The organism is Streptomyces sp. NPDC054770 (assembly GCF_053611985.1).
The window spans coordinates 1-23,500 of sequence record NZ_JBSHBL010000122.1; the positions used below are offsets into that span (position 1 = coordinate 1).

19 protein-coding genes are annotated in these 23,500 nt (G+C 70.5%); 14 read left to right on the forward strand and 5 right to left on the reverse strand.

Annotation, left to right across the window (positions count from 1 at the left end; genetic code table 11):
- Positions 1 to 9 precede the first annotated feature (9 nt).
- Both ACWGKQ_RS48855 and ACWGKQ_RS48860 read right to left on the reverse strand, forming a co-directional pair.
- Positions 10 to 1,719, reverse strand: coding sequence for a carbohydrate binding domain-containing protein (locus ACWGKQ_RS48855; RefSeq protein ID WP_453298574.1), 1,710 nt, complete (start codon positions 1,717 to 1,719; stop codon positions 10 to 12).
- A gap of 320 nt (positions 1,720 to 2,039) precedes the next feature.
- Entirely contained in the window at positions 2,040 to 3,218 is a 1,179-nt protein-coding gene (locus ACWGKQ_RS48860) for an MFS transporter (protein WP_453298575.1), read from the reverse strand.
- A 1,384-nt stretch (positions 3,219 to 4,602) separates the two neighbouring features.
- Between ACWGKQ_RS48860 and fusA the strand changes: the two genes are divergently transcribed.
- From fusA to ACWGKQ_RS48905, 9 genes are all read left to right on the forward strand, one after another.
- Entirely contained in the window at positions 4,603 to 6,717 is a 2,115-nt protein-coding gene (gene fusA / locus ACWGKQ_RS48865) for an elongation factor G (protein ID WP_453298576.1), read from the forward strand.
- 545 nt (positions 6,718 to 7,262) lie between these two features.
- Positions 7,263 to 8,579 (forward strand): ABC transporter substrate-binding protein, encoded by a 1,317-nt coding sequence (locus tag ACWGKQ_RS48870; RefSeq protein WP_453298577.1) that lies wholly within the window; start codon positions 7,263 to 7,265, stop codon positions 8,577 to 8,579.
- 5 nt (positions 8,580 to 8,584) lie between these two features.
- A complete protein-coding gene (locus ACWGKQ_RS48875; protein WP_453298578.1) occupies positions 8,585 to 9,577 on the forward strand; it encodes a carbohydrate ABC transporter permease in 993 nt (330 codons plus the stop codon).
- A 13-nt stretch (positions 9,578 to 9,590) separates the two neighbouring features.
- Entirely contained in the window at positions 9,591 to 10,430 is an 840-nt protein-coding gene (locus tag ACWGKQ_RS48880) for a carbohydrate ABC transporter permease (protein WP_453298590.1), read from the forward strand.
- Between the two features lie 38 nt (positions 10,431 to 10,468).
- The gene (locus ACWGKQ_RS48885; RefSeq protein ID WP_453298579.1) at positions 10,469 to 11,827 is read left to right on the forward strand and encodes a GH1 family beta-glucosidase; all 1,359 of its coding nucleotides are present in this window, start codon (positions 10,469 to 10,471) and stop codon (positions 11,825 to 11,827) included.
- A gap of 175 nt (positions 11,828 to 12,002) precedes the next feature.
- Positions 12,003 to 13,883: a discoidin domain-containing protein gene (locus ACWGKQ_RS48890; protein WP_453298580.1), complete on the forward strand. Its 1,881-nt coding sequence runs from the start codon at positions 12,003 to 12,005 to the stop codon at positions 13,881 to 13,883.
- Between the two features lie 34 nt (positions 13,884 to 13,917).
- The gene (locus tag ACWGKQ_RS48895) at positions 13,918 to 14,814 is read left to right on the forward strand and encodes an SCO6745 family protein (RefSeq protein WP_453298581.1); all 897 of its coding nucleotides are present in this window, start codon (positions 13,918 to 13,920) and stop codon (positions 14,812 to 14,814) included.
- A 54-nt stretch (positions 14,815 to 14,868) separates the two neighbouring features.
- Positions 14,869 to 15,510, forward strand: coding sequence for a hypothetical protein (locus ACWGKQ_RS48900; protein ID WP_453298582.1), 642 nt, complete (start codon positions 14,869 to 14,871; stop codon positions 15,508 to 15,510).
- Between the two features lie 69 nt (positions 15,511 to 15,579).
- Positions 15,580 to 16,314, forward strand: coding sequence for a YcnI family protein (locus ACWGKQ_RS48905; protein WP_453298583.1), 735 nt, complete (start codon positions 15,580 to 15,582; stop codon positions 16,312 to 16,314).
- 277 nt (positions 16,315 to 16,591) lie between these two features.
- Here the strand turns inward: ACWGKQ_RS48905 and ACWGKQ_RS48910 are convergent, their stop codons facing one another.
- Positions 16,592 to 17,485: a helix-turn-helix domain-containing protein gene (locus tag ACWGKQ_RS48910; protein WP_453298584.1), complete on the reverse strand. Its 894-nt coding sequence runs from the start codon at positions 17,483 to 17,485 to the stop codon at positions 16,592 to 16,594.
- Positions 17,486 to 17,520: 35 nt separating this feature from the next.
- A complete protein-coding gene (locus ACWGKQ_RS48915; protein ID WP_453298585.1) occupies positions 17,521 to 18,261 on the reverse strand; it encodes a peptidoglycan-binding domain-containing protein in 741 nt (246 codons plus the stop codon).
- Positions 18,262 to 18,689: 428 nt separating this feature from the next.
- On the opposite strand from ACWGKQ_RS48915, the gene ACWGKQ_RS48920 reads away from it, so the two are divergent.
- Positions 18,690 to 19,109: a hypothetical protein gene (locus tag ACWGKQ_RS48920; RefSeq protein WP_453298586.1), complete on the forward strand. Its 420-nt coding sequence runs from the start codon at positions 18,690 to 18,692 to the stop codon at positions 19,107 to 19,109.
- Between the two features lie 242 nt (positions 19,110 to 19,351).
- Positions 19,352 to 19,846, forward strand: coding sequence for an NUDIX hydrolase (locus tag ACWGKQ_RS48925; protein ID WP_453298587.1), 495 nt, complete (start codon positions 19,352 to 19,354; stop codon positions 19,844 to 19,846).
- Positions 19,847 to 20,095: 249 nt separating this feature from the next.
- On the opposite strand, the gene ACWGKQ_RS48930 is transcribed toward ACWGKQ_RS48925, so the two are convergent.
- Positions 20,096 to 20,932 (reverse strand): CDP-alcohol phosphatidyltransferase family protein, encoded by an 837-nt coding sequence (locus ACWGKQ_RS48930; RefSeq protein WP_453298588.1) that lies wholly within the window; start codon positions 20,930 to 20,932, stop codon positions 20,096 to 20,098.
- Positions 20,933 to 21,054: 122 nt separating this feature from the next.
- Between ACWGKQ_RS48930 and ACWGKQ_RS48935 the strand changes: the two genes are divergently transcribed.
- From ACWGKQ_RS48935 to ACWGKQ_RS48945, 3 genes are all read left to right on the forward strand, one after another.
- Entirely contained in the window at positions 21,055 to 22,038 is a 984-nt protein-coding gene (locus tag ACWGKQ_RS48935) for a dehydrogenase (protein ID WP_453298589.1), read from the forward strand.
- Positions 22,039 to 22,197: 159 nt separating this feature from the next.
- Positions 22,198 to 22,596, forward strand: coding sequence for a 6-pyruvoyl trahydropterin synthase family protein (locus ACWGKQ_RS48940; RefSeq protein WP_046728401.1), 399 nt, complete (start codon positions 22,198 to 22,200; stop codon positions 22,594 to 22,596).
- Positions 22,597 to 22,601: 5 nt separating this feature from the next.
- A partial coding sequence (locus ACWGKQ_RS48945; RefSeq protein WP_453298591.1) for a glycosyltransferase family 4 protein occupies positions 22,602 to 23,500 on the forward strand: 899 nt, incomplete at its 3' end.

A 23,500-nucleotide genomic window follows, 5' to 3' on the forward strand; every position in this document is an offset into this window, starting at 1 on the left:
CGCCTGCACTCAGCTCAGACTGAAGTCGTCCGCGTCGACGTTGGACTGGCCGTACCAGCCGTGGGTGTAGACGGTGACCGTTCCGCTGCTGCCGGTGGTGAAACTGACCGTGAGCTGGTTCCAGCTGCTGCTGTTGGACCAGGTGCTCGCGGTGGCGCCGCCGCTGACCCCGAGGTAGGCGTACGGGCCCTGCACCCAGGCGGTCAGCGTGTAGCTGTGGTTGGCGGACAGGGTGACGGTCTGGTCGCACTCGCCGGTGCTGCTGGCACTCGGTGTGACCTGGAGGCTGTGGCTGCCGCTGTGGACCGGGCTGGAGACCACCGAGCTGCCGCCCGTGCAGGTCCAGGGACTCAGACTGCCGGACTCGAAGCCCGCGTTGGTCAGTGAGCCCCCGCCACCGCCCCCGCCGCTGCCGGAGGAGGTGACCGTGAGCGAGTAGGTCGAGCTGTGGCTGCCGCTGGCCGCGGTTCCGGTGACGGTGATCGGGTAGGTGCCCGCGGCGACGGACGAGCCGACCGTCGCCGTCAGCGTCGAACTGCCGCCGGACGTCACGGAACTGGGGCTGAAGGAGACGCTGACACCGGAGGGTGCGCCGGAGGCGGCGAGACCGACCGACTCGGCGCTGCCGGAGGTGACGGCGGTGGCGACGGTCGCGGTCGCCGAACCGCCCTGGGCGACCGAGGCGGAACCCGGCGACAGGGACAGCGAGAAGTCGGTGGTGGTGCCTCCGCCGCCGCCCGTGCTGCCCTCGTAGGGCACGAACGCGTCGGTGAACGCGAGCTTGTTCTGGCTGATCTCACTGCACGTGGACAGCGAGTTGGCGCTGCCGCTGCACGGCTGGTCCCGGTTGGCCGACCAGAACGCCAGCCGCCCGACACCGTTCTGCGCGGCGAAGCTCTCCACGGTCTGGGCGTCCGCGAGCGTGAAGGTGGACCCGTCGTCGTTCTTGCCGATCATCGGGGTGATGCCGAGGTTGGCGTAGGTGTAGCCGGAGTCGACGGACTGCATCTGCGCCAGCGTGGCCTTGGCCGCGGAGACCGCGCCCTGACCCATTTCGGTGCCGGTGCCCGCGTAGTAGTCCATGGCCATGATGTTGACCACGTCGATCTTGATGCCCGCGGTCTTGGCGGCCTTGAGGATGTTGACGCCGTCTCCGGTGAGCCCGCTGGTCAGCACCGGCAGGGTCATGGAGAACTTCAGGTTCGGGTTGGACGCCTTGAGGTCCTTCATCGCCTGCATCTGGCGGGCCGCGGCGGCGGTGTCCGCGATGGCGGCGCCCTCGACGTCGAAGTCGAGCTGGGTGACGCCGTAGTCGTTGATGATGGCCTGGTACCCGGCGTCGATGCTGCTCTGGGTGGAGCAGGTCCAGGCGAGCGGCTCACCGCTCGCCCCGCCGGAGGAGATGATGACGGAGGCACCCTCGGACTTGGCCCTGGCGATCTCGGGGTCGGTGTAGGAGTCGTTGCCTATGGGGAGCGTGTCGCCCCAGATCTGGGTGCAGCCTTCGCCGAGCACGAAGGCGGCCGTGTAGGCCTTGAGCCCGTGTCCGGTGATGGCCGTGTCGAGCAGTCCTTCCTGACCGTTCGACATGTCGACGTAGGGAGCCACGGAGTAGACGCTGCTCCCCGCGGCGCTGCCGGCCGGTGCCAGTGCGACGGTGACGCCGGTGGCCGCGAGTGCGAGGGCACACGCGGAGGCCGCGAATCTTGCCAGGTGCATGACAGTGGCCCTTTCGGGATGCCCATCGAGGGCGGGGCGGTGGGGGGTGGGCCGAGATTTGGTACATACCAAACCGCCGTCGAGGGCCTGCCGTCAAGAGGACTAGACCAACTGAGTTCGATCGGAGCTGTCCGGGTCAACTCCGGGCGGGGGTAAGGCGGTAGCGGCTGTGTACGGCCTGTGCGGTCGGGGTGGTGGTGGCCTGTGCCGCGTGCCCGGGATGGCGTGCGGTGGTGAACCGGGAGGCTGTGGACCGGCGCGGGCCAGGGAGTTCGTCGTCGGATTCGGGTCCGTTGCTTTCCGACCAGCCGGTCGGTCGCTCAGGAGGAGGGCTCGGTCACCGTGGACTCGCTGCGACGGATGGTGACCAGGGCCGCCCACGCCATGGCCGCCAGCGGGATGACACCGGAGATGATCACCTGCCCCTGGCTGGAGACCATGCTGTTGGGGGTGCCCAGCAGGTAGCCGACGCCGATGCAACTGCGGGACAGTGCCTGGAAGCAGGCCCAGGCGCTGCCGTGCACCTCGGCCGGCACGCGCGCGTGCACCGCGTTGCGCAGGCCGACGTTGCAGACTCCGTTGCCGAAGCCCGCGATCAGGAACAGCGGGAAGATCACCGCGGCCACCGGGATCAGACCGGTGAGGAGCAGGCCCAGCGCGATGCCCATGACACCGCCGACGATCAGCAGGCTGTGCCGGTCCGCCCAGCGCGCGCGGCCCGCGAGCAGCGCGCCCGGGACTGACCCCAGGGCCCAGGTCGCCAGGAAGAGACCGAACACGGTGTCGTTGCCGTTGACGACGTCCCGCAGGTAGTAGACGCCCGCCACGTTCTCGATACTGGTGGCCACCATCGCCGCCGCCAGCGCCGGCATCAGCGTGCCCACCACCGGCGCGTCGCGCAGCGCCCGGTAGCCGTCCGCGAGCCTGGTGGCCGGGCGGCGGCCGATCGCCACGTCCACGGTGTTCGGCACCGCCAGCATGGTGCAGCCCGCCAGCACGAGGAAGGACGCCGCGTCCACCGCGAGGAGCACGGGTGTGCCCCACTGGGAGTTCAGGAATCCGGCCAGGGGAGGGCCGGTCAGCCCCGCGACCGACAGACCCGCCGTCAGCAGGCTGTTCGCCCGGCCCGTGTGCTCCTCACCGGCCACGGCGGGCAGCATCTTGAACCCGGCGGCCACCGAGGCGACTCCGGCCAGGGCCGACAGCGCGATCAGGGCCACCCGTGCGTGGAACCCGCCGACCGCGGTGGCCGCACCCAGCGACAGCGCCTGGGCCAGCAGCGCCCACAGGCAGACCGCGCGCGCACTGAACCGGTCCACCAAGGCGCCGATCAGCGGTGCCGCAAGCACCGTGGGGATGAGTTCGGCGAGCATCACCTCGGTCACCCCGAAGCGGATGCCCCGGTCCGCCGCGTGCAGCACCAGGCCCAGGGAGGCGAGCGTGTCACCGAGCCGGGAGAAGAGCGTTCCCGCGATGAGCACCTGCGCGGCGACCGGCATCGTGGCACCCGGGCGCAGCGCGGCGAATGGCGCTCTCCGCGTCTTTTCCGTGTCCAATCGATTCCAATCCGTCCGCTTTCCGGTCCCATTCAGCCTGCTCGCGCATTAGATTAGGCCTGCTCGTACAGCGGTAGAGCGTCCACCGGCCACCTGGAGCAACCGCTTCCCGGTCATTGCGCGCCCCGCCGGAACCCGAGGCGGGATCCCAATTTCTCAGCCATGAGCTGCACTTCACCGAATGTCCACACATGTTCCACATCAACTCCCGCTGTGCCGGTACCGGGAGGTCCGCTCCGCGCGTCACCCGGGATGATGTGCATCCGGGGCGTTCCGGACGTCCTTTCCGGGCCGGGCACCGCCGGTGCCGGGGAACGGCGTCCCGATGTCCGCGTGGGCGCCGTTAAGCATGTTTTTCGGCCAATCGCTTGAGTTGCGGCGGTCTCTGCCGGTGAACCGCTCTGCTCCGGTCCGCCGATCCGGAAAGCGCCTTCTCGGTGCGTGGAGTTATCGATGCCGGCCAGATGAATGTCCGGAAAATGCCGGGACAACGCTCGGCCGTATTCCCCGAGGGGCGGAGAAAAGCGAACGAACCGGTATCTCTGGAAAGGGCGGCAGTCTCGCCGTACGGCCCTCGGGCATGCCGGCAGGCCTCCGGGCATGCCGTCAGGTGCCACGGGCTTGCCGACGGTCACCGGACTGGCCGACCGGGGGGCGGACTGGCCGTCGGAGGGCCGCCTGGGCCCCGGGAGTCCGTCCCGGCGGCCGGGCTCCCGCCCCGTCGCGGGATCCGTCGAAGCGCCTGATCGAAGCGGCCGATCGAACTGGCCGATCGAGGTGGCCGATCGAGGTGGCCGATCGAGATGGCCGGTAGAAGTGCCCGATCGAAACGGCCGGTCGAAGTGCCAGGTCGAAGTGCCAGGTCGGAGTGCCTGATCGAAACGGCCGGTCGAAGTACTCGATCGAAACGGCCGGTCGAAACGGCCGGTCGAAGCGCCGCTCGAAGGGCCCGGTCGAAAACCGAGTGCCGTGCCCCGCACCCCCGGCCTACACTCACCCGGTATCACGCACCGTAACCGCGGAACGCGGTCCGGGTGCTTTGCCGTGACGAGTTCGGACGAATGAGGGGAGAGGGCCATGCGGGATCGCACCGCTGCCGCCGTCTCTCCCCGTTCCCGCTACGAGGTGATCCTCGTGTCCCCGTCCCTCCGGTGCCCGCTGCGCGGCCGGTACCGGACTCCGTGACGCGAACCGGATCAATCAACTCCCGGCATATGCCAAAGCATTGACGTGCCGTCAGTCGTGACCGGTGAACTTCGCCGCACGGGAAATTGCGCTGCCCTTCCCGGAGCCATTCCGGGAACCGTCATTCGAAAGGCATCGGGCCGTGCGCACCGAACTCCACCCGAACTCCGTCAACCCTCTGGCCGCCGTTCGCAACCTGGGCATCCTCGCCCACGTCGACGCCGGAAAGACCACCGTCACCGAACGTGTCCTCTTCGCCACCGGCACCATCCACAAACGCGGCGAGGTCCACGACGGCACCACCGTCACCGATTTCGACCCCCAGGAACGCGACCGCGGCATCACCATCTTCGCCGCGGCCGTCAGCTGCGCCTGGCACGGTCACCGTGTCAACCTCATCGACACCCCCGGCCACGTCGACTTCGCCGACGAGGTGGAACGCTCCCTGCGCGTCCTCGACGGCGCGATCGCCGTCTTCGACGCGGTCGCCGGCGTCGAGCCGCAGAGCGAGTCGGTGTGGCGGCAGGCCGACCGGTACGGCGTCCCCAGGATCGCCTTCGTCAACAAGCTGGACCGCGCCGGCGCCGACCTCGACAGGGCCGTCGAGTCGATCCGTGGCCGCCTGCACCCGGCCCCGCTCGTCGTCCAGTTGCCCATCGGCGCAGAGGACGGCTTCACCGGCGTCGTGGACCTCGTACGCATGCGCGCGCTGGTCTGGGCGGACGACGGCGGTACGGCGGTGCCGGGAGCGGCGACGGGGCTGTCGGTCGGACCGGTGCCCGAGGGGCTGCGTGCCGAAGCGGAGCGCCGACGGCGCATGCTGGAGGAGGCGGTGGCCGCGCTGCACCCGGCCGCGCTGGAGGAGTTCTGCGCGCCGCCCGGCCGACTGTCCGCCGCCACCCTGGCCGGTGCCCTGCGCGACCTCACCCTGACCGGCGAGGGCGTCGTCGTCCTGTGCGGCTCCGCCTACCGCAACCGGGGCATCGAACCGCTCCTGGACGCGGCCGTGGCGTATCTGCCCTCGCCGCTCGACGTGCCCGCCGTGCGCGGTACCCACCAGGGTGCCGAACAGCGGCGGGCGGCCGACCCCGAGGGGCCGTTCGCGGCGCTCGCGTTCAAGGTGACCGCGACCGCCACGGGCCGCCTCACCCATGTCCGGATCTACTCCGGCACGATCGAGAAGGGAGACACCGTGTGGGATCCGGCGACGCGCCGTACCGAACGCGTGGCGCGCATCCTCCGCGTCATGGCCGACCGGCACCAGCCCCTCAACCGGGCGGTGGCGGGTGACATCGTGGCCGTCGTCGGGCTGAGGTCGGCCCGCCCCGGCGCCACGCTGTGCGCTCCGGACGCCCCGCTGCTCCTGGAACCGCCGCCCGCTGCCGAACCGGTGGTCTCGGTCGCGGTCGAGGCCCGCCGCCGCACCGACACCGGTCGGCTGGCCCAGGCGCTGGCCCGGCTGGCCGAGGAGGACCCCTCGCTGGGGGTGCGCACCGACGCCGAGACCGGGCAGACCGTGCTGTCCGGGATGGGCGAACTGCACCTGGAGGTCGCGGTGGAGAAGATCCGGCGGGACGGCGGCCCCGAGGTCACGGTCGGCCGGCCGCGGGTCGCCCTGCGGGAGGCCGTGGCCCGCGGGGTGACCGGTTTCGTCTACCGGCACGTCCACCAGACAGGCGGGGCCGGGCAGTTCGCGCACGTCGTCCTGGACGTCGAACCCCTGGGGCACGAGGGCGGCCACGAAGGCGGGTACGGGGACGGCTTCGAGTTCCGGTCGGCGGTCGTCGGCGGCCGGGTCCCGCAGGAGTACGTCCGCGCCGTCGGGGCCGGCTGCCGGGACGCCCTCGCCGAGGGTCCCCTCGGCGGGCATCCGGTCACGGGGCTGCGGGTCACCCTGACCGACGGCTCGACGCATGTGAAGGACTCCTCCGACACGGCGTTCCGCACGGCGGGCCGGCTCGGTCTCCGGGAGGCCCTGCGGGCCTGCGCGATGACGCTCCTGGAGCCGGTCGCCGAGGTCACGGTCACCGTGCCCGAGGACGCGGTGGGCGGCGTGCTCGGCGATCTGGCCGCCCGGCGCGGCCGGGTCACCGGTTCGGCGGCCCGGAGCGGCACGGCGGTGCTCACCGCCACCGTGCCGCTGGCCGAACTGTTCGGCTACGCGACCCGGCTGCGCGGCCGCACCCAGGGCCGGGGCACGTTCACCACCCGCCCGACCGGCCACGCCCCGGCCCCGCCCGAGGCACCCGTCCGGTGACACCGCGGCGGGGGCCGGGGACACCCTCCCCGGCCCCCGCCACTGGCACCAGCCGCTGGGCCCAAGCCACTGGCCCCCGCCACCGGCCCTGACCGCCGGCCCTCGCCCAAGCGTCCCCGCTGCCGTACCGGCCGGGCTGGCCCCGCCGTCGTGTCCGACGCTGCGCCTTCTCCGCCTCCTCCTCCGCCGCTACCCGACACCCCGCCCCGCCCCCGCCTCCGCTCCCCGCGACCGCCCGTCGAAACACAACCGTTGTGGAACGCCGGCCGGCCCCTCCCCGCGCAGGTCACCCGGCTTCGGCCCAGGTCACGGCGTCGGGTGTGGCGTATCGTCGCCGCGGAACCGGCCGTTCCCCGGCCCGCCTGCGCGGATACCCGTGCCGGATCCCTTGACGAGCCACTGTTCGGGGGATTAACTCACGTCCTAAATTAAGCCATGAGGGGCTTCGGAAGCCGAACGTCGGTCTCGGCGTCCGCACTCGCGGGCGCCGGCCTTCGCGAAGCCCTCTCGGGGTTCTCGACTCCCGGAAAGGCACAGCTGGAGCCATGCGCAGCATCCGAGCCGCGGCCGTAGGCGCCGTCACCATGTCTCTCGCCCTCGCGGCCACGGCCTGCGGTGGCGGTTCGTCCACCGGGGGCGGGTCCAACGACTCCCCGAAGACGCTCACGTACTGGGCCTCCAACCAGGGTGCCAGCATCGAGGTCGACAAGAAGGTGCTCCAGCCGGAACTCGACAAGTTCCAGAAGCAGACCGGCATCAAGGTCAAGCTGGAGGTCGTGCCCTGGTCGGACCTGCTCAACCGGATCCTGACCGCGACCACCTCGGGCCAGGGCCCCGACGTGCTGAACATCGGCAACACGTGGAGCGCCTCGCTGCAGGCGACCGGCGCGCTGCTGCCCTGGGACGCCAAGAACTTCGCCAAGATCGGCGGCAAGGACCGGTTCGTCGACTCCGCCCTCGGCTCCACCGGCGCCGCGGGCAAGGACCCGGCGGCCGTACCGCTGTACTCGATGGCGTACGCGCTCTACTACAACAAGAAGATCTTCGCCGACGCCGGCATCTCGCAGCCCCCGGTCACCTGGGACGAACTGGTCGCCGACGGCAAGAAGATCTCGGCCAAGGGCAAGTCGGTGCTCGGCGCCGAGGGCGGAAACGGCGCGGAGAACATCCACCACACCTTCATCTTCGCCAAGCAGCACGGCGGTGACTTCTTCACCGCCGACGGCAAGCCGGACTTCACCAACGACAAGGTCGTCGCCGGCGTCAAGCAGTACGTCGACCTCATGGCCAAGGACAAGGCCATCCCGGCCGGCGACGCCGAGTACGCGCAGAACCAGTCGGTGAGCGACTTCGCCAAGGGCAAGCAGGCCATGCTGCTGTGGCAGTCGGCGTCCGCCAACCTCAAGTCGCAGGGCATGAGCGACAGCGACTACGGCATCGCGCCCGTGCCCGTCCAGTCCGGCACCCCGGGCACCGGCGCCCAGGTCAACTCGATGGTCGCCGGCATCAACCTGGCGGTGTTCAAGAACACCAAGAACCTCGACGGCGCCACGAAGTTCGTGAAGTTCATGACCAGCGACGACGAGCAGAAGATCCTCAACACCGCCTACAGCTCCATCCCGCCGGTCAAGGCGGCGCAGGAGGACGCGGCCTTCAACACCCCGGCCAACTCCGTCCTGAAGAACACCCTCGCCACCAGCGCCACGGCCCTGCCCCAGGTGGCCTCGGAGTCGCAGTTCGAGACGACCGTCGGTACGGCCGTGAAGAACCTGTTCGCCGACGCGGCCGCCGGGCGCGCCATCACCACCGACTCCGTGAAGGCCGAGCTGGCGAAGGCCCAGCAGCAGATGCCGGCGGCCTGAGGACCATGACGACCACCACCACCGCTGTGCAAGAGCCGGTGCGTGCGAACTCCCCCGGGGCGGCGGGCGGCTCGGGCCGCCGCCCCGGGCGGATCCGCCGGATCGGACTGCCCTACCTGCTCCTCCTGCCCGCCCTGCTGCTCGAACTGCTCGTCCATCTGATCCCGATGGTCATCGGCGTCGTGATGAGCTTCAAGGAGCTCACCCAGTTCTACATCCGGGACTGGACCACCGCCCCCTGGGCCGGGTTCGACAACTACAAGCTGTCGGTCGAGTTCAACGCCCCCATCGGCAAAGCCCTGTTGCACTCGTTCTTCGTCACTGTCAGCTTCACCCTGCTCTCGGTCGGCCTGTGCTGGCTGATCGGCACCGCGGCCGCGGTGTTCATGCAGGACGCCTTCCGCGGCCGGGGCCTGCTGCGCACCCTGTTCCTGGTGCCGTACGCACTGCCCGTCTACGCGGCCGTCATCACCTGGGTGTTCATGTTCCAGCACGACAACGGCCTGGTGAACCACGTGCTGCACGACCAGCTGCACCTCACCGACAAGCCGTCCTTCTGGCTGATCGGCGACAACAGCTTCTACGCGCTGCTGACCGTGTCGGTGTGGAAGGGCTGGCCGTTCGCCTTCCTGATCGTGATGGCCGGACTCCAGAACATCCCGAGGGAGCTGTACGAGGCGGCCGCCCTGGACGGCGCCGGCATGTGGCAGCAGATCCGCCGGATCACCCTGCCGTCGCTGCGCCCGGTCAACCAGGTGCTGGTGCTGGTCCTGTTCCTGTGGACGTTCAACGACTTCAACACGCCGTTCGTCCTGTTCGGCAGGTCCGCCCCGGAGGCCGCCGACCTCATCTCGGTCCACATCTACCAGGCCTCGTTCGTCACCTGGAACTTCGGCACCGGCTCGGCCATGTCCGTGCTCCTGCTGCTCTTCCTGCTGGTGGTGACCGGCGTGTACCTGGTGTTCACCTCGCGCGGACGGAGGACCTCGGATGTCTAGCCCCAGCTCGCCGATGGCCCCGCCGCGGTCCTTCCTGTGGTCCCGGCGGATCTTCCTCACGCTGCTCACCGGGTTCGTGCTGATCCCCGTGTACGTGATGATCTCCAGCTCGCTCAAGCCCCTCGCGGACGTCACCGGCAAGTTCCGCTGGCTGCCGAGCGGGCTGACCATCCGCCCGTACATCGACATCTGGTCGACGGTCCCGCTCGCCAAGTACTTCGTGAACTCGCTGATCGTGTCGGTCGCGGCGACCGTCTGCTCGGTCGTCGTCGCGGTCTTCGCCGCCTACGCGGTCAGCCGCTACGAGTTCCGCGGCAAGCGGGTCTTCACGGTCACCGTGCTGTCCACGCAGATGTTCCCGGGCATCCTCTTCCTGCTCCCGCTGTTCCTGCTGTACGTCAACATCGGCAACGCCACCGGCATCGCCCTGTTCGGCTCCCGCGGCGGCCTGATCCTCACCTACCTGACCTTCTCGCTGCCGTTCTCGATCTGGATGCTGATCGGGTACTTCGACTCGGTGCCCAGGGACCTGGACGAGGCGGCGCTGGTGGACGGCTGCGGGCCGCTCGGCGCGCTCTTCCGGATCGTGGTCCCGGCCGCGATCCCGGGCATCGTCGCGGTCGCCGTCTACGCCTTCATGACCGCCTGGGGCGAGGTCCTCTTCGCCTCCGTCATGACCAACGACACCACCCGCACCCTCGCCGTCGGCCTCCAGGGCTACTCCACCCTCAACGACGTGTACTGGAACCAGATCATGGCCGCCTCGCTCGTGGTGAGTGTCCCCGTCGTGGCCGGCTTCCTGCTGCTCCAGCGCTACCTCGTCGCCGGGCTGACCGCCGGCGCCGTCAAGTGAACCCGTCTCGTAACGAAGCCAGTTCCGAAGGGAATTTCGTGACCATCGACCTCGCCGCCCTCCCGCACGACTTCCTGTGGGGCACGGCAACAGCGGCGTACCAGATCGAGGGAGCCGTCGCCGAGGACGGCCGTGCACCCTCCATCTGGGACACCTTCTCGCACACCCCGGGGAAGATCGACAACGACGACAACGGCGACGTCGCGTGCGACCACTACCACCGCTGGCGCGAGGACATCGACCTGATGCGCCGACTGGGCACGAACGCCTACCGGTTGTCGGTCGCATGGCCGCGCGTGCGGCCCGGCGGCGACGGCCCGGTCAACGCCAAGGGCCTCGACTTCTACGACGAGTTGATCGACGGCCTGCTGGCGGCCGGCATCACCCCGTCGGTCACCCTGTACCACTGGGACCTGCCGCAGGCCCTCCAGGACCGGGGCGGCTGGCCCGAGCGGGCGACCGCCGAGCACTTCGCCGCGTACGCCTCCGTCGTCGCCGAGCGCCTCGGTGACCGCGTCCACCACTGGACCACCCTCAACGAGCCCTCCTGCTCGGCCTGGATCGGCCACCTGGAGGGCAAGATGGCCCCCGGCTGGACCGACCTCACGGCCGCCGTCCGTGCCTCCTACCACCTGCTCCTCGGCCACGGCCTGGCCGCGCAGGCGATCCGGGCCGCCGCGCCCGGCGCCGAGGTCGGCATCGTCAACAACCTCTCGACCGTGTTCGCCGCCACGGACCGCCCCGAGGACGCGGCCGCCGTCCGGCGCCACGACGGACACGTCAACCGCTGGTGGCTGGACCCGGTGCACGGCCGCGGCTTCCCGGCCGACATGGTCGAGACCTACGGCGTCGAACTCCCGGAGAAGCCGGGCGACCTGGAGACCATCGCCACCCCGCTGGACTGGCTGGGCCTGAACTACTACTTCCCGGCCTACATCGAGGACGACCCGAACGGCCCGGCCCCGTACGCCCGTTCGGTGCGCCGCCCCGACGTCCCGCGCACCGGCATGGACTGGGAGATCGACGCGGGCGGCATCGAGACGCTGCTGCTGCGCCTCACCGAGGAGTACGGCGCCCGCAAGCTCTACGTCACCGAGAACGGCTCGGCCTACCCCGACGTGGTCCGCCCGGACGGCACCGTCGACGACCCCGAGCGCCAGGCGTACCTGGCCGCCCACCTCGCGGCCTGCGCCTCGGCGGCCCGCAAGGGGGCCCCGCTGGCCGGCTACTTCGCCTGGTCGCTGCTGGACAACTTCGAGTGGGCCTACGGCTACGACAAGCGCTTCGGCCTGGTCCACGTCGACTACCGCACCCAGGTCCGCACGATCAAGGGCACCGGCCGCCGGTACGCGGACATCATCCGCGACCACCGGGGACAGGCCCGCCGGGCGGCCTGACACATACCGCGGTGGGCGCGGACCAGGGGAGTTCCGCGCCCACCGCACCTTCGACCGTCATGCGTCATGCGTGATCGTCATACGTCATCGTCACACGTACGAGCAACAGGCACGGAGCTCTATCTGTCATGCCCACAACACAAACGAACGGACCGCCGACGCTCAGGAGACCCGTATGCCATCCCCGTTCCGCATCCCGCGTACCGTCCTGGCCGCCCTGGCGGCGGCCGCCCTGCTGACCTCGGGCACCGTCCTGGCCGCCCCGGCATCCTCCGCCGCGACCGCCGTGACCTGGGACACCGACCGCGCGAACACCGCGTACGCGGCCAACCCGAACGCCGTCACCGCCTCCGGCTACGAGAACGGCGGCACCACCCCGGGCATGGCCTTCGACGGCAACGGCGCGACCCGCTGGTCCAGCAACTTCGCCGACGACGCCTGGATCCAGATCGACCTCGGCACCACGATCCGCATCGACAGCGTGGAACTCGACTGGGAGGCCGCGTACGGCAAGAGATACATCCTGGAGGCCTCGAAGAACGGCACGGACTGGACGCCCTTCTACACCGAGACCGCGGGCACCGGCGGCTCGGTCACCGCGCACACCTACCCGCAGGAGGTCACCGGCCGCTACGTCCGCATGCGCGGCATCCAGCGCGCCACCCCCTACGGCTACTCGCTCTGGAACTTCAAGGTCTACGGCGGTGAACCGGCCCCCGCGTCCTCGACCGTCACCAACCTCGCCCTGAACCACCCCGCGTACTCCAACTACTACCAGCACGCCGGCAATTCACCGGCGTTCGCCACCGACGGCGGCTGGCCCGCCGACCTGAAGGGCGACTCCACCCGCTGGTCGAGCGACTGGAACGCCGACCGCTGGATCTCGGTCGACCTCGGCGCCACCTCCACGATCTCCTCGGTCGACCTCTACTGGGAGTCGGCCTACGCCGTCGACTACCTGCTCCAGGTCTCCGACGACAACGTCAACTGGCGCACGGTGTACGAACCTTCGGCCGCAGCCATAGCCGCCCGCCGCGCGAACGTCGTGTCCCCCTCGGACGCGTCCGGCCTGCACGACACCGTCACCCTCCCCTCCCCGGTGACCGGCCGCTACGTCCGAATGCTCGGCAAGGAGCGCCGCAGCTTCTACAACCCGGCTCCCGCCACAGCCCAGTTCGGCTACTCCCTCTACGAGTTCCAGGTCTGGGGCACCGGAGGCAGCGCGTCCGCGGCCTACCCCGCCCTCCCCGGCGACCAGTCGGGCACCTACCAGACCACGTTCTTCGACGACTTCACCGGCAGCTCGCTCGACCGCTCCAAGTGGCGGGTCGTACGAACCGGCACCGAGATGGGCTCGGTCAACGGCGAGGCGCAGGCGTACGCCGACTCGCCGGACAACATCCAGACCCAGAACGGCGAGCTGATCCTGAAGGCCAAGTACTGCAAGGGCTGCACCCAGGCGGGCGGCGGCACCTACGACTTCACCTCGGGCCGGATCGACACCAACACCCACTTCGACTTCGCGTACGGCCGCGTGAGCGCCCGCATGAAACTCCCCGTCGGCGACGGCTTCTGGCCCGCCTTCTGGCTGCTCGGCAGCAACGTCGACGACCCGTCGGTCTCCTGGCCGGCCTCCGGCGAGACCGACATCATGGAGAACATCGGCTACCCGACCTGGACCAGCACCTCGCTGCACGGCCCCGGCTACTCGGCCGACGGCAACATCGGCGCCCGCCAGACCTTCCCGAACGGCGGCACGATCGACCAGTGGCACACCTACGCGGTCGAGTGGACGCCGACGGCGATGCGCTTCTACGTCGACGACACCCTGGTCCAGGAGACGACCCGGAACGTGCTGGAGTCGACGCGCGGCCAGTGGGTCTACGACCACAACCAGTACGTCATCCTCAACCTCGCCCTCGGCGGCGCCTACCCGGCCGGCTGGAACCAGGTCACCAGCCCCTACTGGGGCCTCCCGCAGTCCAGCGTGGACAAGATCGCGGCCGGGGGAGTGCAGGCCGAGGTGGACTGGGTGCGGGTGGAGCAGAAGCGCTGAACGCAGTGCCGGGCGGTCTGTGAGACTGGCGGGCGTGGAAGCAGCATTCGCCCGTACGGTCTGGCAGGTCCTCGAACCACTGCACGCGGTCACGTACTTCGCACCCGAGAGCCGCGAAGCCAACCGCGCGGTCGGCCTGCGCGGTTTCTGGATGGGCTACTTCGCGGCCCGGGCCGCACCGCTCGGAGCGGTGACGGCGGGCGTGGTGGAGGCGGTCTTCTTCAACTTCCACCCCGCCATGGTGCGACGTGCCATCCCCGATGCCTGGGGATTCGCCACGCCCGACGCAGTGCTGCGCGCCCGCACCGAGGCGGCTGCCGCAGCACTGCGCCGCACGGCGCCGCCGGCGAAGGACGCGGTGGTGGAACTCGTCCTGCTGCTGGAACGGGTGGTCGCCGCCGCGGACGGAGCCGGGCGCCCGCTGTTCGCCGCCAACCGCGGCCTGCCCGGACCGGAGGACCGGGTCGGCGCCCTCTGGCAGGCCGCCACGACGCTGCGCGAACACCGCGGTGACGGTCACGTCGCCGTACTCACCGCCGAGGGCCTGGACGGATGCGAAGCCCATGTGCTCTTCGCCGCATGCGAGGGCCTGCCCGCGGGGATCCTGCGGGAGAACCGCGGCTGGTCCGCGCAGGACTGGCAGGCGGCCGCGGACCGCCTCGCCGCCCGGGGACTGCTGGACAGCAGCGGACGCCCCACCGCCGGGGGCCGAGCCCTGCGCTCCCACATCGAGGCCCGCACCGACGACCTCGCCGTCCGCCCCTACCGCGACCTCACCCGGACCGAGGCCGCCCGACTCCTCGGCCTTCTCACCGTCCTGGCCGACCAGGTCCTCACCTCCGGCACCATCCCCTTCCCCAACCCCATGGGCCTCCCGCCCCGCCCCCTCACAGCAGACCGTGGGCATCACACGGGAAAACCCAAGCCATGAGTGAACGGGGCGTCCGTGCCTCCCGTACCCCCGACCGTGGGAGGATCGCTCACCATGAGTGCGTCGCCGGCGGTACGGAGCCTGCGTGCCGCGGTGTTCGCCGCGGTGTGCGTACTCCTGGCTGCCGCCGGGCACGGCCTCGCCATGGGCGACTTGCCGCCGCTGTGGGCCGACGCGGCGGGTTTCGCCGTCGTGTTCGTCCTGGGCCGCGCCCTCGCGGGACGGGAGCGCGGGCTGCCGGAGATCGGCGTCGGCATGCTCCTCACCCAGGCCGGTCTGCACTTCGGCTTCGACATGGCCCGCGCGGTCACCCCGGCCCCCGCGCAGACCATGAACATGGCCCCCATGCGCATGCACGGCCAGGCCATGACGGGCATGGCCGGCATGGCGCAGCAGCATCCGCACGTCCACGTCCTGACCGCGCACGCCACCGTCGCCCACGTGGTCGCCGCGCTCGTCGCCTCCTGGTGGCTGCGGCGCGGTGAGGCCGCGCTGTGGTCGCTGCTGAGGCGGACGGCCGCGCTCGTCCCCGGTCTGGCCGCCTGGTACGCCTGGTGGCGCAACGCCCAACTGCCCGCCCGGGCCGACGGCCCCCGGCGCGTCCCGGCCCACCCGATACGGCCCCGCCGACTGCTCGCGCTCCGGCACGCGGTGAGCCGACGCGGCCCCCCGAACCCGATCCCGTACACGGTCTAACACCAGTAACACTCTCTAACAGACTTCACTCGTACGGAGATCAACTCACTCATGTCTGCCATGTCCGCCATGTCTGCGACTCGCCTCACCCTCCGCCGCGCCGCCACCGTCACCGCGGTCACCGCCGCGTCGGTCCTCGTCGCCGCCGGTGTCGCCGCCGCGCACGTCACCGTCCACCCCGAGAGCTACGCCAAGGGCGCCACCGACGGCGTCCTGACCTTCCGGGTGCCCAACGAGGAGAACACCGCCTCCACCACCAAGGTCCAGGTCTACCTGCCCACCGACCACCCGGTCCTGGGCGTCCTCGTCACCCCGCAGGACGGCTGGACCGCCAAGGTCACCACCACCAAGCTCAAGACGCCCGTGAAGACCGACGACGGCACCATCACCGAGGCCGCCTCCGAGATCACCTGGACCGGCGGCAAGATCGGCGCCGGCCAGTACCAGGACTTCGACGTGGCGTTCGGCCAGCTGCCCGAGGACACCGACCAGCTGACCTTCAAGACCCTCCAGACCTACTCCGACGGCAAGGTCGTCCGCTGGATCGAGGAGGCGCAGAGCGGCGACGACGAGCCGGAGAACCCGGCGCCGACGCTCAAGCTCACGGCGGCGGCCGACGACTCCGCCACGTCCGCCGCGGCGGCCGCGCCGGCCACCAAGACCAGCGGCAAGGCGACCACCGCGACCGCCGACTCCAGCGACTCCACCGCCCGCGGCCTCGGCATCGCCGGCCTCATCGTCGGCGCCCTCGGCCTGGCGGCGGCCGCGTTCGCCGTCGTACGCACGCGGGGCGCACGGTCGTAGCCCAACACCTGAAAGCCCACGGCCGTGGGCAACCACCTGTAGGCCAACGGCCGTGGGCAACTGGGTACAACCGGCTTCGCCGCCCGAAGCCCGGCCAAGCCGTCAGCTTCACCGCCGTTGCCCGTGAGGCAGGCGTGGGTACCGAGACCGGCGAGACCGTGCACCGGATCGCGGCGCCCGGCTTCGAGATCCGCTGTAGAGCGGCGGCCCGCACGGGAGGTTCTCCCTGACCGTGGTTCGGTTCCTGGAGCACCGAAGATCGCCGACGAGGTGAAGCCTAGGAACCCGCGTTGAAGCACTCCCGGCCGGGACGGCCGGCCGAGGGGTAGTAGCAGCACCGCAGTCCCGTGGCGTGCGCAGCCGCGATCATGGTGGTGGTGACCATCTCGCCGGCCGCCGGCATGGCAGTTGGGGTGGTGGCGGCCTGGACGTGTCCCTCAGGGCTGGTGATCTCGATGCGGAAATCACGGTGTGTGGGCCAGCTGCGTACCCACCCGGCCTGACAGCTCGGGCTGAGGCGGATCTCCAGCCGGGTGCCGTCGGCCGCTGTTCGTGAACCCACCGTCACGGGATCTTCGCATGCCGTCGTCAGCGGATCACGGCCCTCGCAGGAGCGCAGACGGCAGATGGGCGGGCGGGCGGCAGACGCAGGGCCGGTTCCGTGGGCGGCGTGGATGATCGCGGCGGGTACCAGCATCGCCGCACACAGGAACAGAACTGCCGCCGTAGCGGCGCGAGGCCGCGCGGTGATCAGAGCGGAGGCAGCCGACAGCGCTCGATGCACGAGGCTGCGGGGGGCCTCGGGCTCCCGGTCGTCGAGGCTCCCGTCCGGGTGAGCGGTGGTCTGGTCCGGCCTGGGGTCGGCCGGGGATGCGGTGTTCCCGCGCCGGTTCCATTCCGCGTCCGCACGCTCCCACCGGGACAGTACGGTCTCCTCGCCTGCCTGCGCTGCCCGGCACAGCGCCTGCACGGCATGTCGGGGCGGGAATTGCTTGGCGTTGAGATACCGCTCCCACGACGATTTGCTGATGGCGGTCGTCCGTCCCAGCTCCGTCAGGCTCAGCCGGCTGCGGTCCTTGAGGTGACGCAGGTCGTCGACCAGAGCCCGGTACGCGGCTGGCAAGGTCTGCGGCAGCGTGCGCCACTGGGACCTGCCGGGTAAGTGCCCCATGGCTTGGGATCTTCCTTTCTCGACGTGGATCACGGTCACTCCACGTGGCGCAGCAAGGACCAGGTCTGCTCGCCGACGATTCCGTCCGGGGAGACGTGATCCTGCTGCTGCAGCGTCTTCACCTGCGCTTCGGTTCGCTTGCCGAAGTAGCCGTCCACGTCGCCCGGGGACAGGTGATGGCGGCGCAGGAGGCATTGGACTTCCGCCACGTCCGGACCCGTGCTGTTCAGCGCGACGAGGCGGGAGTCGGTGGCGCTGTTGCCGGCCAGCGTCAGGTCTCCGTGCCTCACGTAGGCGCAGCTGTACCTGCCCACTCCGGTAGCACCGGCCGCAGGGCCGCCGACAGCGTTCGGCCGGTCGGCGATCAACCATCCCGAAATGACGGCGGAGAGCAAGAGGGCGCCTCCGGCGAGGGACAGCGCCACCCCGTGTACTTTCCCCTGCTCCTGGTCGTGCGTCCGGTGCTCGCCCTGGCGCACGGAAGAAGCAGAGGGAGGACCGGAGAGAGCGGGAACTCGCCTGGGAGTCGTCTCCGTGGCCTGATCACGATGGGGGTCTTCCGTCGCGGCGCCGGAATCCTGAGCTGCTTCCCGCAGAGCCAGCAACGGTGCGGCGTCGGCATCGGCCAGACCAGCGAGGGCTGCGATGGCCGCCGCGGGCGGCAGTGCCTTGCCGTTGAGGTATCGCTCCCACGACGAACCGCTGAAAGGCGTCTTGGCCTGGAGCATCTGCAGCGTGAGACCGCTGTGGTCCTTCAACCGCCGCAGTTGCTGCACGAGTTGTCGGCCCTTGGGATCCAACGTCTCGGGTAGTTCTCTCCATCTCATGACATCCCCTCTGGACAAGAGTCTCCTGGATTCCGGGCCTTGTCTGCGACCCCACCTGCCTCGAACCCGCGCCGCCCCGCAGGAATCCGGCCACCGGCCTCACGTCCCGGCAATCCAGCGGGTTTTCCCGGGAGACCGTCTCCATTCGCACATCGCCGCAGGTCACGGGCTGGGATGTCCCGAGACATCGCGAGACGCCCGATACATATGGAGCTCGGCACAGCTTCTTCGAGAAGCTTGCTCAGTCCGCAGCACTTCGAGACGGACCGCCTGGCTATTCCCGCGTCGCTCCGCACAAGAACTACCGGTTGGCCGGGGTGCTACATCTTCGTAATCTCTTTCGGCGAAAAGATCATTCACATCACATCGGAGGGGTCATGGGAAAGCGGAAGGTTGCTCGGCTGGTTGTGGCTGCCGCATTGCTCGCGGGCGGCGTAACCGCGAGTGCGGTTGGGTCGGCCGACGCCGCAAACGGGAGTTCCGTTGCAACAGTCCAGAGTTGCTACGGCAGCGCCCACACGGACTACTTCTATCGCAGGGTGTCCGGCGGCAATGCCTTCTACCCTGACCAGGGGAGCTACCTCACCACGACGTCGGCCTGCGGGGATATCAACATCAACCCGTGGGCAAGTTACTCCTTCACGGTCTGCTTCAAGGCCACGGGGAGTTGCAATGGATGGCACTACGCCCCGGCCAATCAGTGGACTGTCATCGCCCATCAGGTGTTGGACGGCACGAAGTTCTACGTTCAGGCGAAGACCACCACGGACGAACCGGTGGCCGACCTCGCCTACTGAAAGTCGGGCAGCGGCGTGACCGCGGAGCCCACGGCGCACCGAGGCGCCAAGGGAGCCTGAAGAAGATCCGGGTGTTGCCTCGCGGGCGCGGTCCGCGAGGCAACACTGCCGGCCGGACACCCTCCCGCGGGTCACCGACTCCGGACGAGGCGCGCGAAGCGTTCGTCGGGCCCGCGCCCGACCTGCGTGCCACGCCCCGCTCGGGTCGGCATGATCCAAACGACGGGCCCTAGGCTTTCCGGATGCCCTCCGTGAACCTGCGTCATTCAGTTCGCGCGGTCATCCTCGACGAAGGCGACCGCATCCTCCTGTGTCGATTTGCGATCCCGGACCCGGCGGGGACAGTCGTGTGGGCGGCTCCCGGCGGAGGAATCGAACCGGGCGAGACACCGCTTGCCGCATTGCGTCGCGAAGTGCAGGAGGAGGCAGGCCTCATGATCGAGGCAGACCCGCCGCATGTGTGGCACCAGGAAGTCGTGGCGCCGGGTCACGCCGCGGGTTACGACGGCGTGGTCAACGACTACTTCCTCGTGCGCACCGTGCTGTTCGAGCCTCGCGGGGCGCTGTCCGACGACGAGCTCGCGGCCGAGAACATCACTGAGCTGAAGTGGTGGTCCCTGCCGGACATCGCCGGTTATCACGGTCCTGAGCTGTTCTCTCCCCGCGACCTCGCCGGACCGCTGGGTGCGTTGATCTCCGCAGGGGCCCCGGAGGTGCCGGTACCGCTCGGCCTGTGAACGGCGGACCGGCCGTCACCCCTTCCGGGTCCGGTCGTGTGGTCGGGTTGCCGGGCTCCGGACCTGCTGCGCAGCCTCTCCTCCTCGGTGAGGGTGGCCGGGTGCCGGGTGAGCCAGCCGGTCCACTGCGCACCGACGGTGGCGGCGGGCTCGAAGTCTGGTGGCACCGGCACCGGCACCGGCGCCGCCGTCAACCGGCCCGTCTGGACGCCTGTCTGGCTCACCGGCCGCCCACTCGCCGCACCCAGGTCAGCGCACCGCCAGCTCGAACATCTCGATGCCTTCGACGGAAGCCTGCGAAGTCTCCGAAGCCTCCATGGACGCCTCCGTCGGAATCTCCAGCGCCGGCAGCGCCGGCAGCGCCGTCCGGGCGTCCCGCGCGTTGCGCCACAGCCACACCACGTCCCGTCCGAAGGACCACACCAGGGAGCCGAGCGCCAGCAGCACCACGCCCAGGTTGGCCAGGTGGGGCAGCAGGTCCGCGCCGGCCAGCAGCAGGCAGATGCCCTGCATCGCGGCGACCGTCTTGCGGGCCATCGACGGCGGCAGCGGGGAGTTCAGCCAGGGCGCGGCCTTCGCGGCCGCGACGAACGCGTAGCGCATCCCGCCGATGAGAAGGACCCACGGGCCCAGCTGGGTCGACACGTACACGCTCAGCACCAGGATCAGGAACGCGTCGACCTCCATGTCGAAGCGGGCGCCCAGCGCGGTGGACGTACCCGTGCGGCGGGCCACCTTGCCGTCCACGCCGTCGAGGATGAGGGCCACGGCCGTGAGGCCGACCAGCAGGGTGACCGGCGGGGAGCTCTCGAAGGAGTCGGCGACCAGGGCGGTCACCCCGCCTACCAGGATCGCGCGGCCGAGGGTCACCCGGTTGGCGGGTCCGAAGGAACGGGGGCGGGTGCGGTGCAGGGCCCGGGAGAGCACCGCCCAGGTGGCTATCGCGAACGCCAGGCCCGTGAGCCAGCCGGCCGGCCCCATGCCGATCGCCGTCCCGAGCAGGGCCAGCAGCAGGACCTGTACGCCCGCTCCCACAGCGGTCTCCTGCTGGACCAGCCTGGCTTCGTAAGTGTTGTTCAGGGCCACCGCACGTTCCTCCGGCCGAGTGACAGAGTCGATCAACGCCGCGTACTGTGCGCGGACTGTGCACTTCTCGCTGTGCACATCTCGGTACGTGAACAACTTCCCGATCGTTCAGGAGGATGCCGATGAACTCCTCGGCCCGCGCGTTCTGGCTCCGCTCTCCGGGCCACGGAGAGCTGCGAGACGTCACCCTCGCGGAGCCCGGCGAGGGCGAGGTCCTGGTGCGCGCGCTGTACTCGGGAGTCAGCCGTGGCACCGAGACACTGGTGTTCAGGGGCGGGGTGCCGGAGAGCCAACACGCCGTGATGCGGGCGCCGTTCCAGGAGGGTGACTTCCCCGGTCCGGTGAAGTACGGCTACCTCAGCGTCGGCGTGGTCGAGCAGGGCCCCGTTGGGCTGATCGGGCGTACGGTCTTCTGTCTGTATCCGCATCAGACGCATTACGTCGTTCCGGTGAGCGCGGTGACGGTGGTACCGGAGCGGGTACCCCCGGCGCGTGCGGTACTCGCGGGCACGGTCGAGACCGCCGTGAACGCCCTCTGGGACGCGGCGCCGCTGGTCGGCGACCGGATCGCGGTGATCGGCGGCGGCATGGTCGGCTGCTCGGTCGCCGCCCTGCTCGCCCGCTTCCCCGGCCTGCGGCTCCAGCTGGTCGACGCCGACCCGGCCCGGGCCAGGACCGCCGAGGCCCTCGGCGTGGACTTCGCGGCCCCCGAGGACGCCCTCGGCGGCTGCGACCTGGTCGTGCACGCCAGCGCCACCGAGCAGGGCCTCACCCGCGCGCTGGAACTCCTCGCGCCGGAGGGCACGGTCCTCGACCTGAGCTGGTACGGCGACCGGCGGATCGCCCTCCCGCTCGGCGAGGCCTTCCACTCCCGCCGCCTCACCGTCCGCAGCAGCCAGGTCGGCACCGTCTCCCCGGCCGCCCGCGCCGGCCGCAGCTACGCCGACCGGCTGGCCCTGTCCCTGGACCTGCTGGCCGATCCGGCGCTGGACGCCCTCATCACAGGGGAAAGCGCGTTCGAAGAGTTGCCGGAGGTGCTCCCGAAGCTGGCCTCCGGGGAGATCCCGGCCCTCTGCCACCGGGTCCGCTACGGAGACAACGGCTGACGGAACGTCCAATAACGTCCGCTGCGGCTGCCAAGAGGTCCTGACCTGAGAAAAGAGTGAGAGTGGACTGAACACGGGGAAGCCAAGAGCCGTACTAAGGGCATCCCCCGGCAGGGATCAGCCGGGGGACCAGACGCGCCGCACCTGGAGGGTCGTCCGTTGTTCAGCATCACCGTCCGCGATCACATCATGATCGCCCACAGCTTCCGCGGCGAGGTGTTCGGGCCCGCGCAGCGACTGCACGGCGCCACGTTCCTCGTGGACGCCACCTTCCGCCGTGAGCAGCTGGACGACGACAACATCGTCGTCGACATCGGTCTCGCCACCCAGGAACTCGGCGCCGTGGTCAGCGAGCTGAACTACCGGAACCTCGACAACGAGCCCGACTTCGCCGGGATCAACACCTCCACGGAGTTCCTCGCGAAGGTCATCGCCGACCGCCTCGCCGAGCGCATCGAGAAGGGCGCGCTGGGCGAGGGCGCCAAGGGCCTGGCCGGACTGACCGTCACCCTGCACGAGTCGCACGTCGCCTGGGCGAGTTACGAGCGTGCCCTGTGACCGACATGGCCATCGGCCGCCCGCCGGCCCTCACCTACGTGCCCGCGCGGCGCGCGGCCACCGCCGACAGCGAAGCCCCCGCGAACATCGGGATCCTCCCCATGTCCCTGCGCAACGTGCACTTCGTCATGCCGGGCGGTGTCGACGACCCGGCCCAGCCGAGCGGCGGCAACGCCTACGACCGGCGGGTCTGCCTGGACCTGCCCGGCTTCGGCTGGCAGGTCACCCGGCACGTGGCGTCCGGCTCCTGGCCGCGCCCCGAGCAGGCCGCCCGCGACGGCCTCGCCCGCACCCTGCGGGAACTGCCCGACGGCGCGACCGTCCTCCTTGACGGCCTGGTCGCCTGCGGCGTCCCGGAGATCATCGTCCCGGAGGCGGAGCGGCTGCGGCTCGCCGTCCTCGTGCACCTGCCGCTCGGCGACGAGACCGGGCTCGACCGGGCCGTGGCCGCCGACCTGGACGCCCGCGAGCGCGCCGTGCTGCGCGCCGTGCCGGCCGTGATCGCGACCAGCGACTGGGCGGTACGACGGCTGGTCTCGCACCACGGCCTGGCCCCCGACCGGGTCCATGTCGCCGCCCCGGGCGCCGACATCGCCCCGCTGGCCGGCGGCACCGACGGCGTCTCGCACCTGCTGTGCGTCGCCGCCGTCACCCCGCGCAAGGGCCAGCACCGGCTGGTCGAGGCGCTCGCCGCGGTCCGCGACCTGCCCTGGACCTGCACCTGCGTCGGCGGGCTCGGCCAGGACCCCGAGTACGTCGCCCACCTGCGCTCGCTCATCGCCGAGCACGGCCTCACCGACCGGCTGCACCTCGCGGGCCCGCGCGCCGGCGCCGACCTCGACGCCAGCTACGCGGCCGCCGACCTGATGGTCCTCACCTCGTACGCCGAGACCTACGGCATGGC

Excerpts from the sequence above, each read along its gene's own strand:
- ACWGKQ_RS48910 (WP_453298584.1), bottom strand. The coding sequence starts at position 17,485 with ATGGGGCACTTACCCGGCAGGTCCCAGTGGCGCACGCTGCCGCAGACC.
- ACWGKQ_RS48925 (WP_453298587.1), top strand. The coding sequence starts at position 19,352 with ATGCCCTCCGTGAACCTGCGTCATTCAGTTCGCGCGGTCATCCTCGAC.
- ACWGKQ_RS48855 (WP_453298574.1), bottom strand. The coding sequence starts at position 1,719 with ATGCACCTGGCAAGATTCGCGGCCTCCGCGTGTGCCCTCGCACTCGCG.
- ACWGKQ_RS48900 (WP_453298582.1), top strand. The coding sequence starts at position 14,869 with ATGAGTGCGTCGCCGGCGGTACGGAGCCTGCGTGCCGCGGTGTTCGCC.
- ACWGKQ_RS48890 (WP_453298580.1), top strand. The coding sequence starts at position 12,003 with ATGCCATCCCCGTTCCGCATCCCGCGTACCGTCCTGGCCGCCCTGGCG.
- ACWGKQ_RS48935 (WP_453298589.1), top strand. The coding sequence starts at position 21,055 with ATGAACTCCTCGGCCCGCGCGTTCTGGCTCCGCTCTCCGGGCCACGGA.
- ACWGKQ_RS48880 (WP_453298590.1), top strand. The coding sequence starts at position 9,591 with ATGGCCCCGCCGCGGTCCTTCCTGTGGTCCCGGCGGATCTTCCTCACG.
- ACWGKQ_RS48860 (WP_453298575.1), bottom strand. The coding sequence starts at position 3,218 with ATGCCGGTCGCCGCGCAGGTGCTCATCGCGGGAACGCTCTTCTCCCGG.
- ACWGKQ_RS48920 (WP_453298586.1), top strand. The coding sequence starts at position 18,690 with ATGGGAAAGCGGAAGGTTGCTCGGCTGGTTGTGGCTGCCGCATTGCTC.
- ACWGKQ_RS48870 (WP_453298577.1), top strand. The coding sequence starts at position 7,263 with ATGCGCAGCATCCGAGCCGCGGCCGTAGGCGCCGTCACCATGTCTCTC.
- ACWGKQ_RS48905 (WP_453298583.1), top strand. The coding sequence starts at position 15,580 with ATGTCTGCGACTCGCCTCACCCTCCGCCGCGCCGCCACCGTCACCGCG.
- ACWGKQ_RS48875 (WP_453298578.1), top strand. The coding sequence starts at position 8,585 with ATGACGACCACCACCACCGCTGTGCAAGAGCCGGTGCGTGCGAACTCC.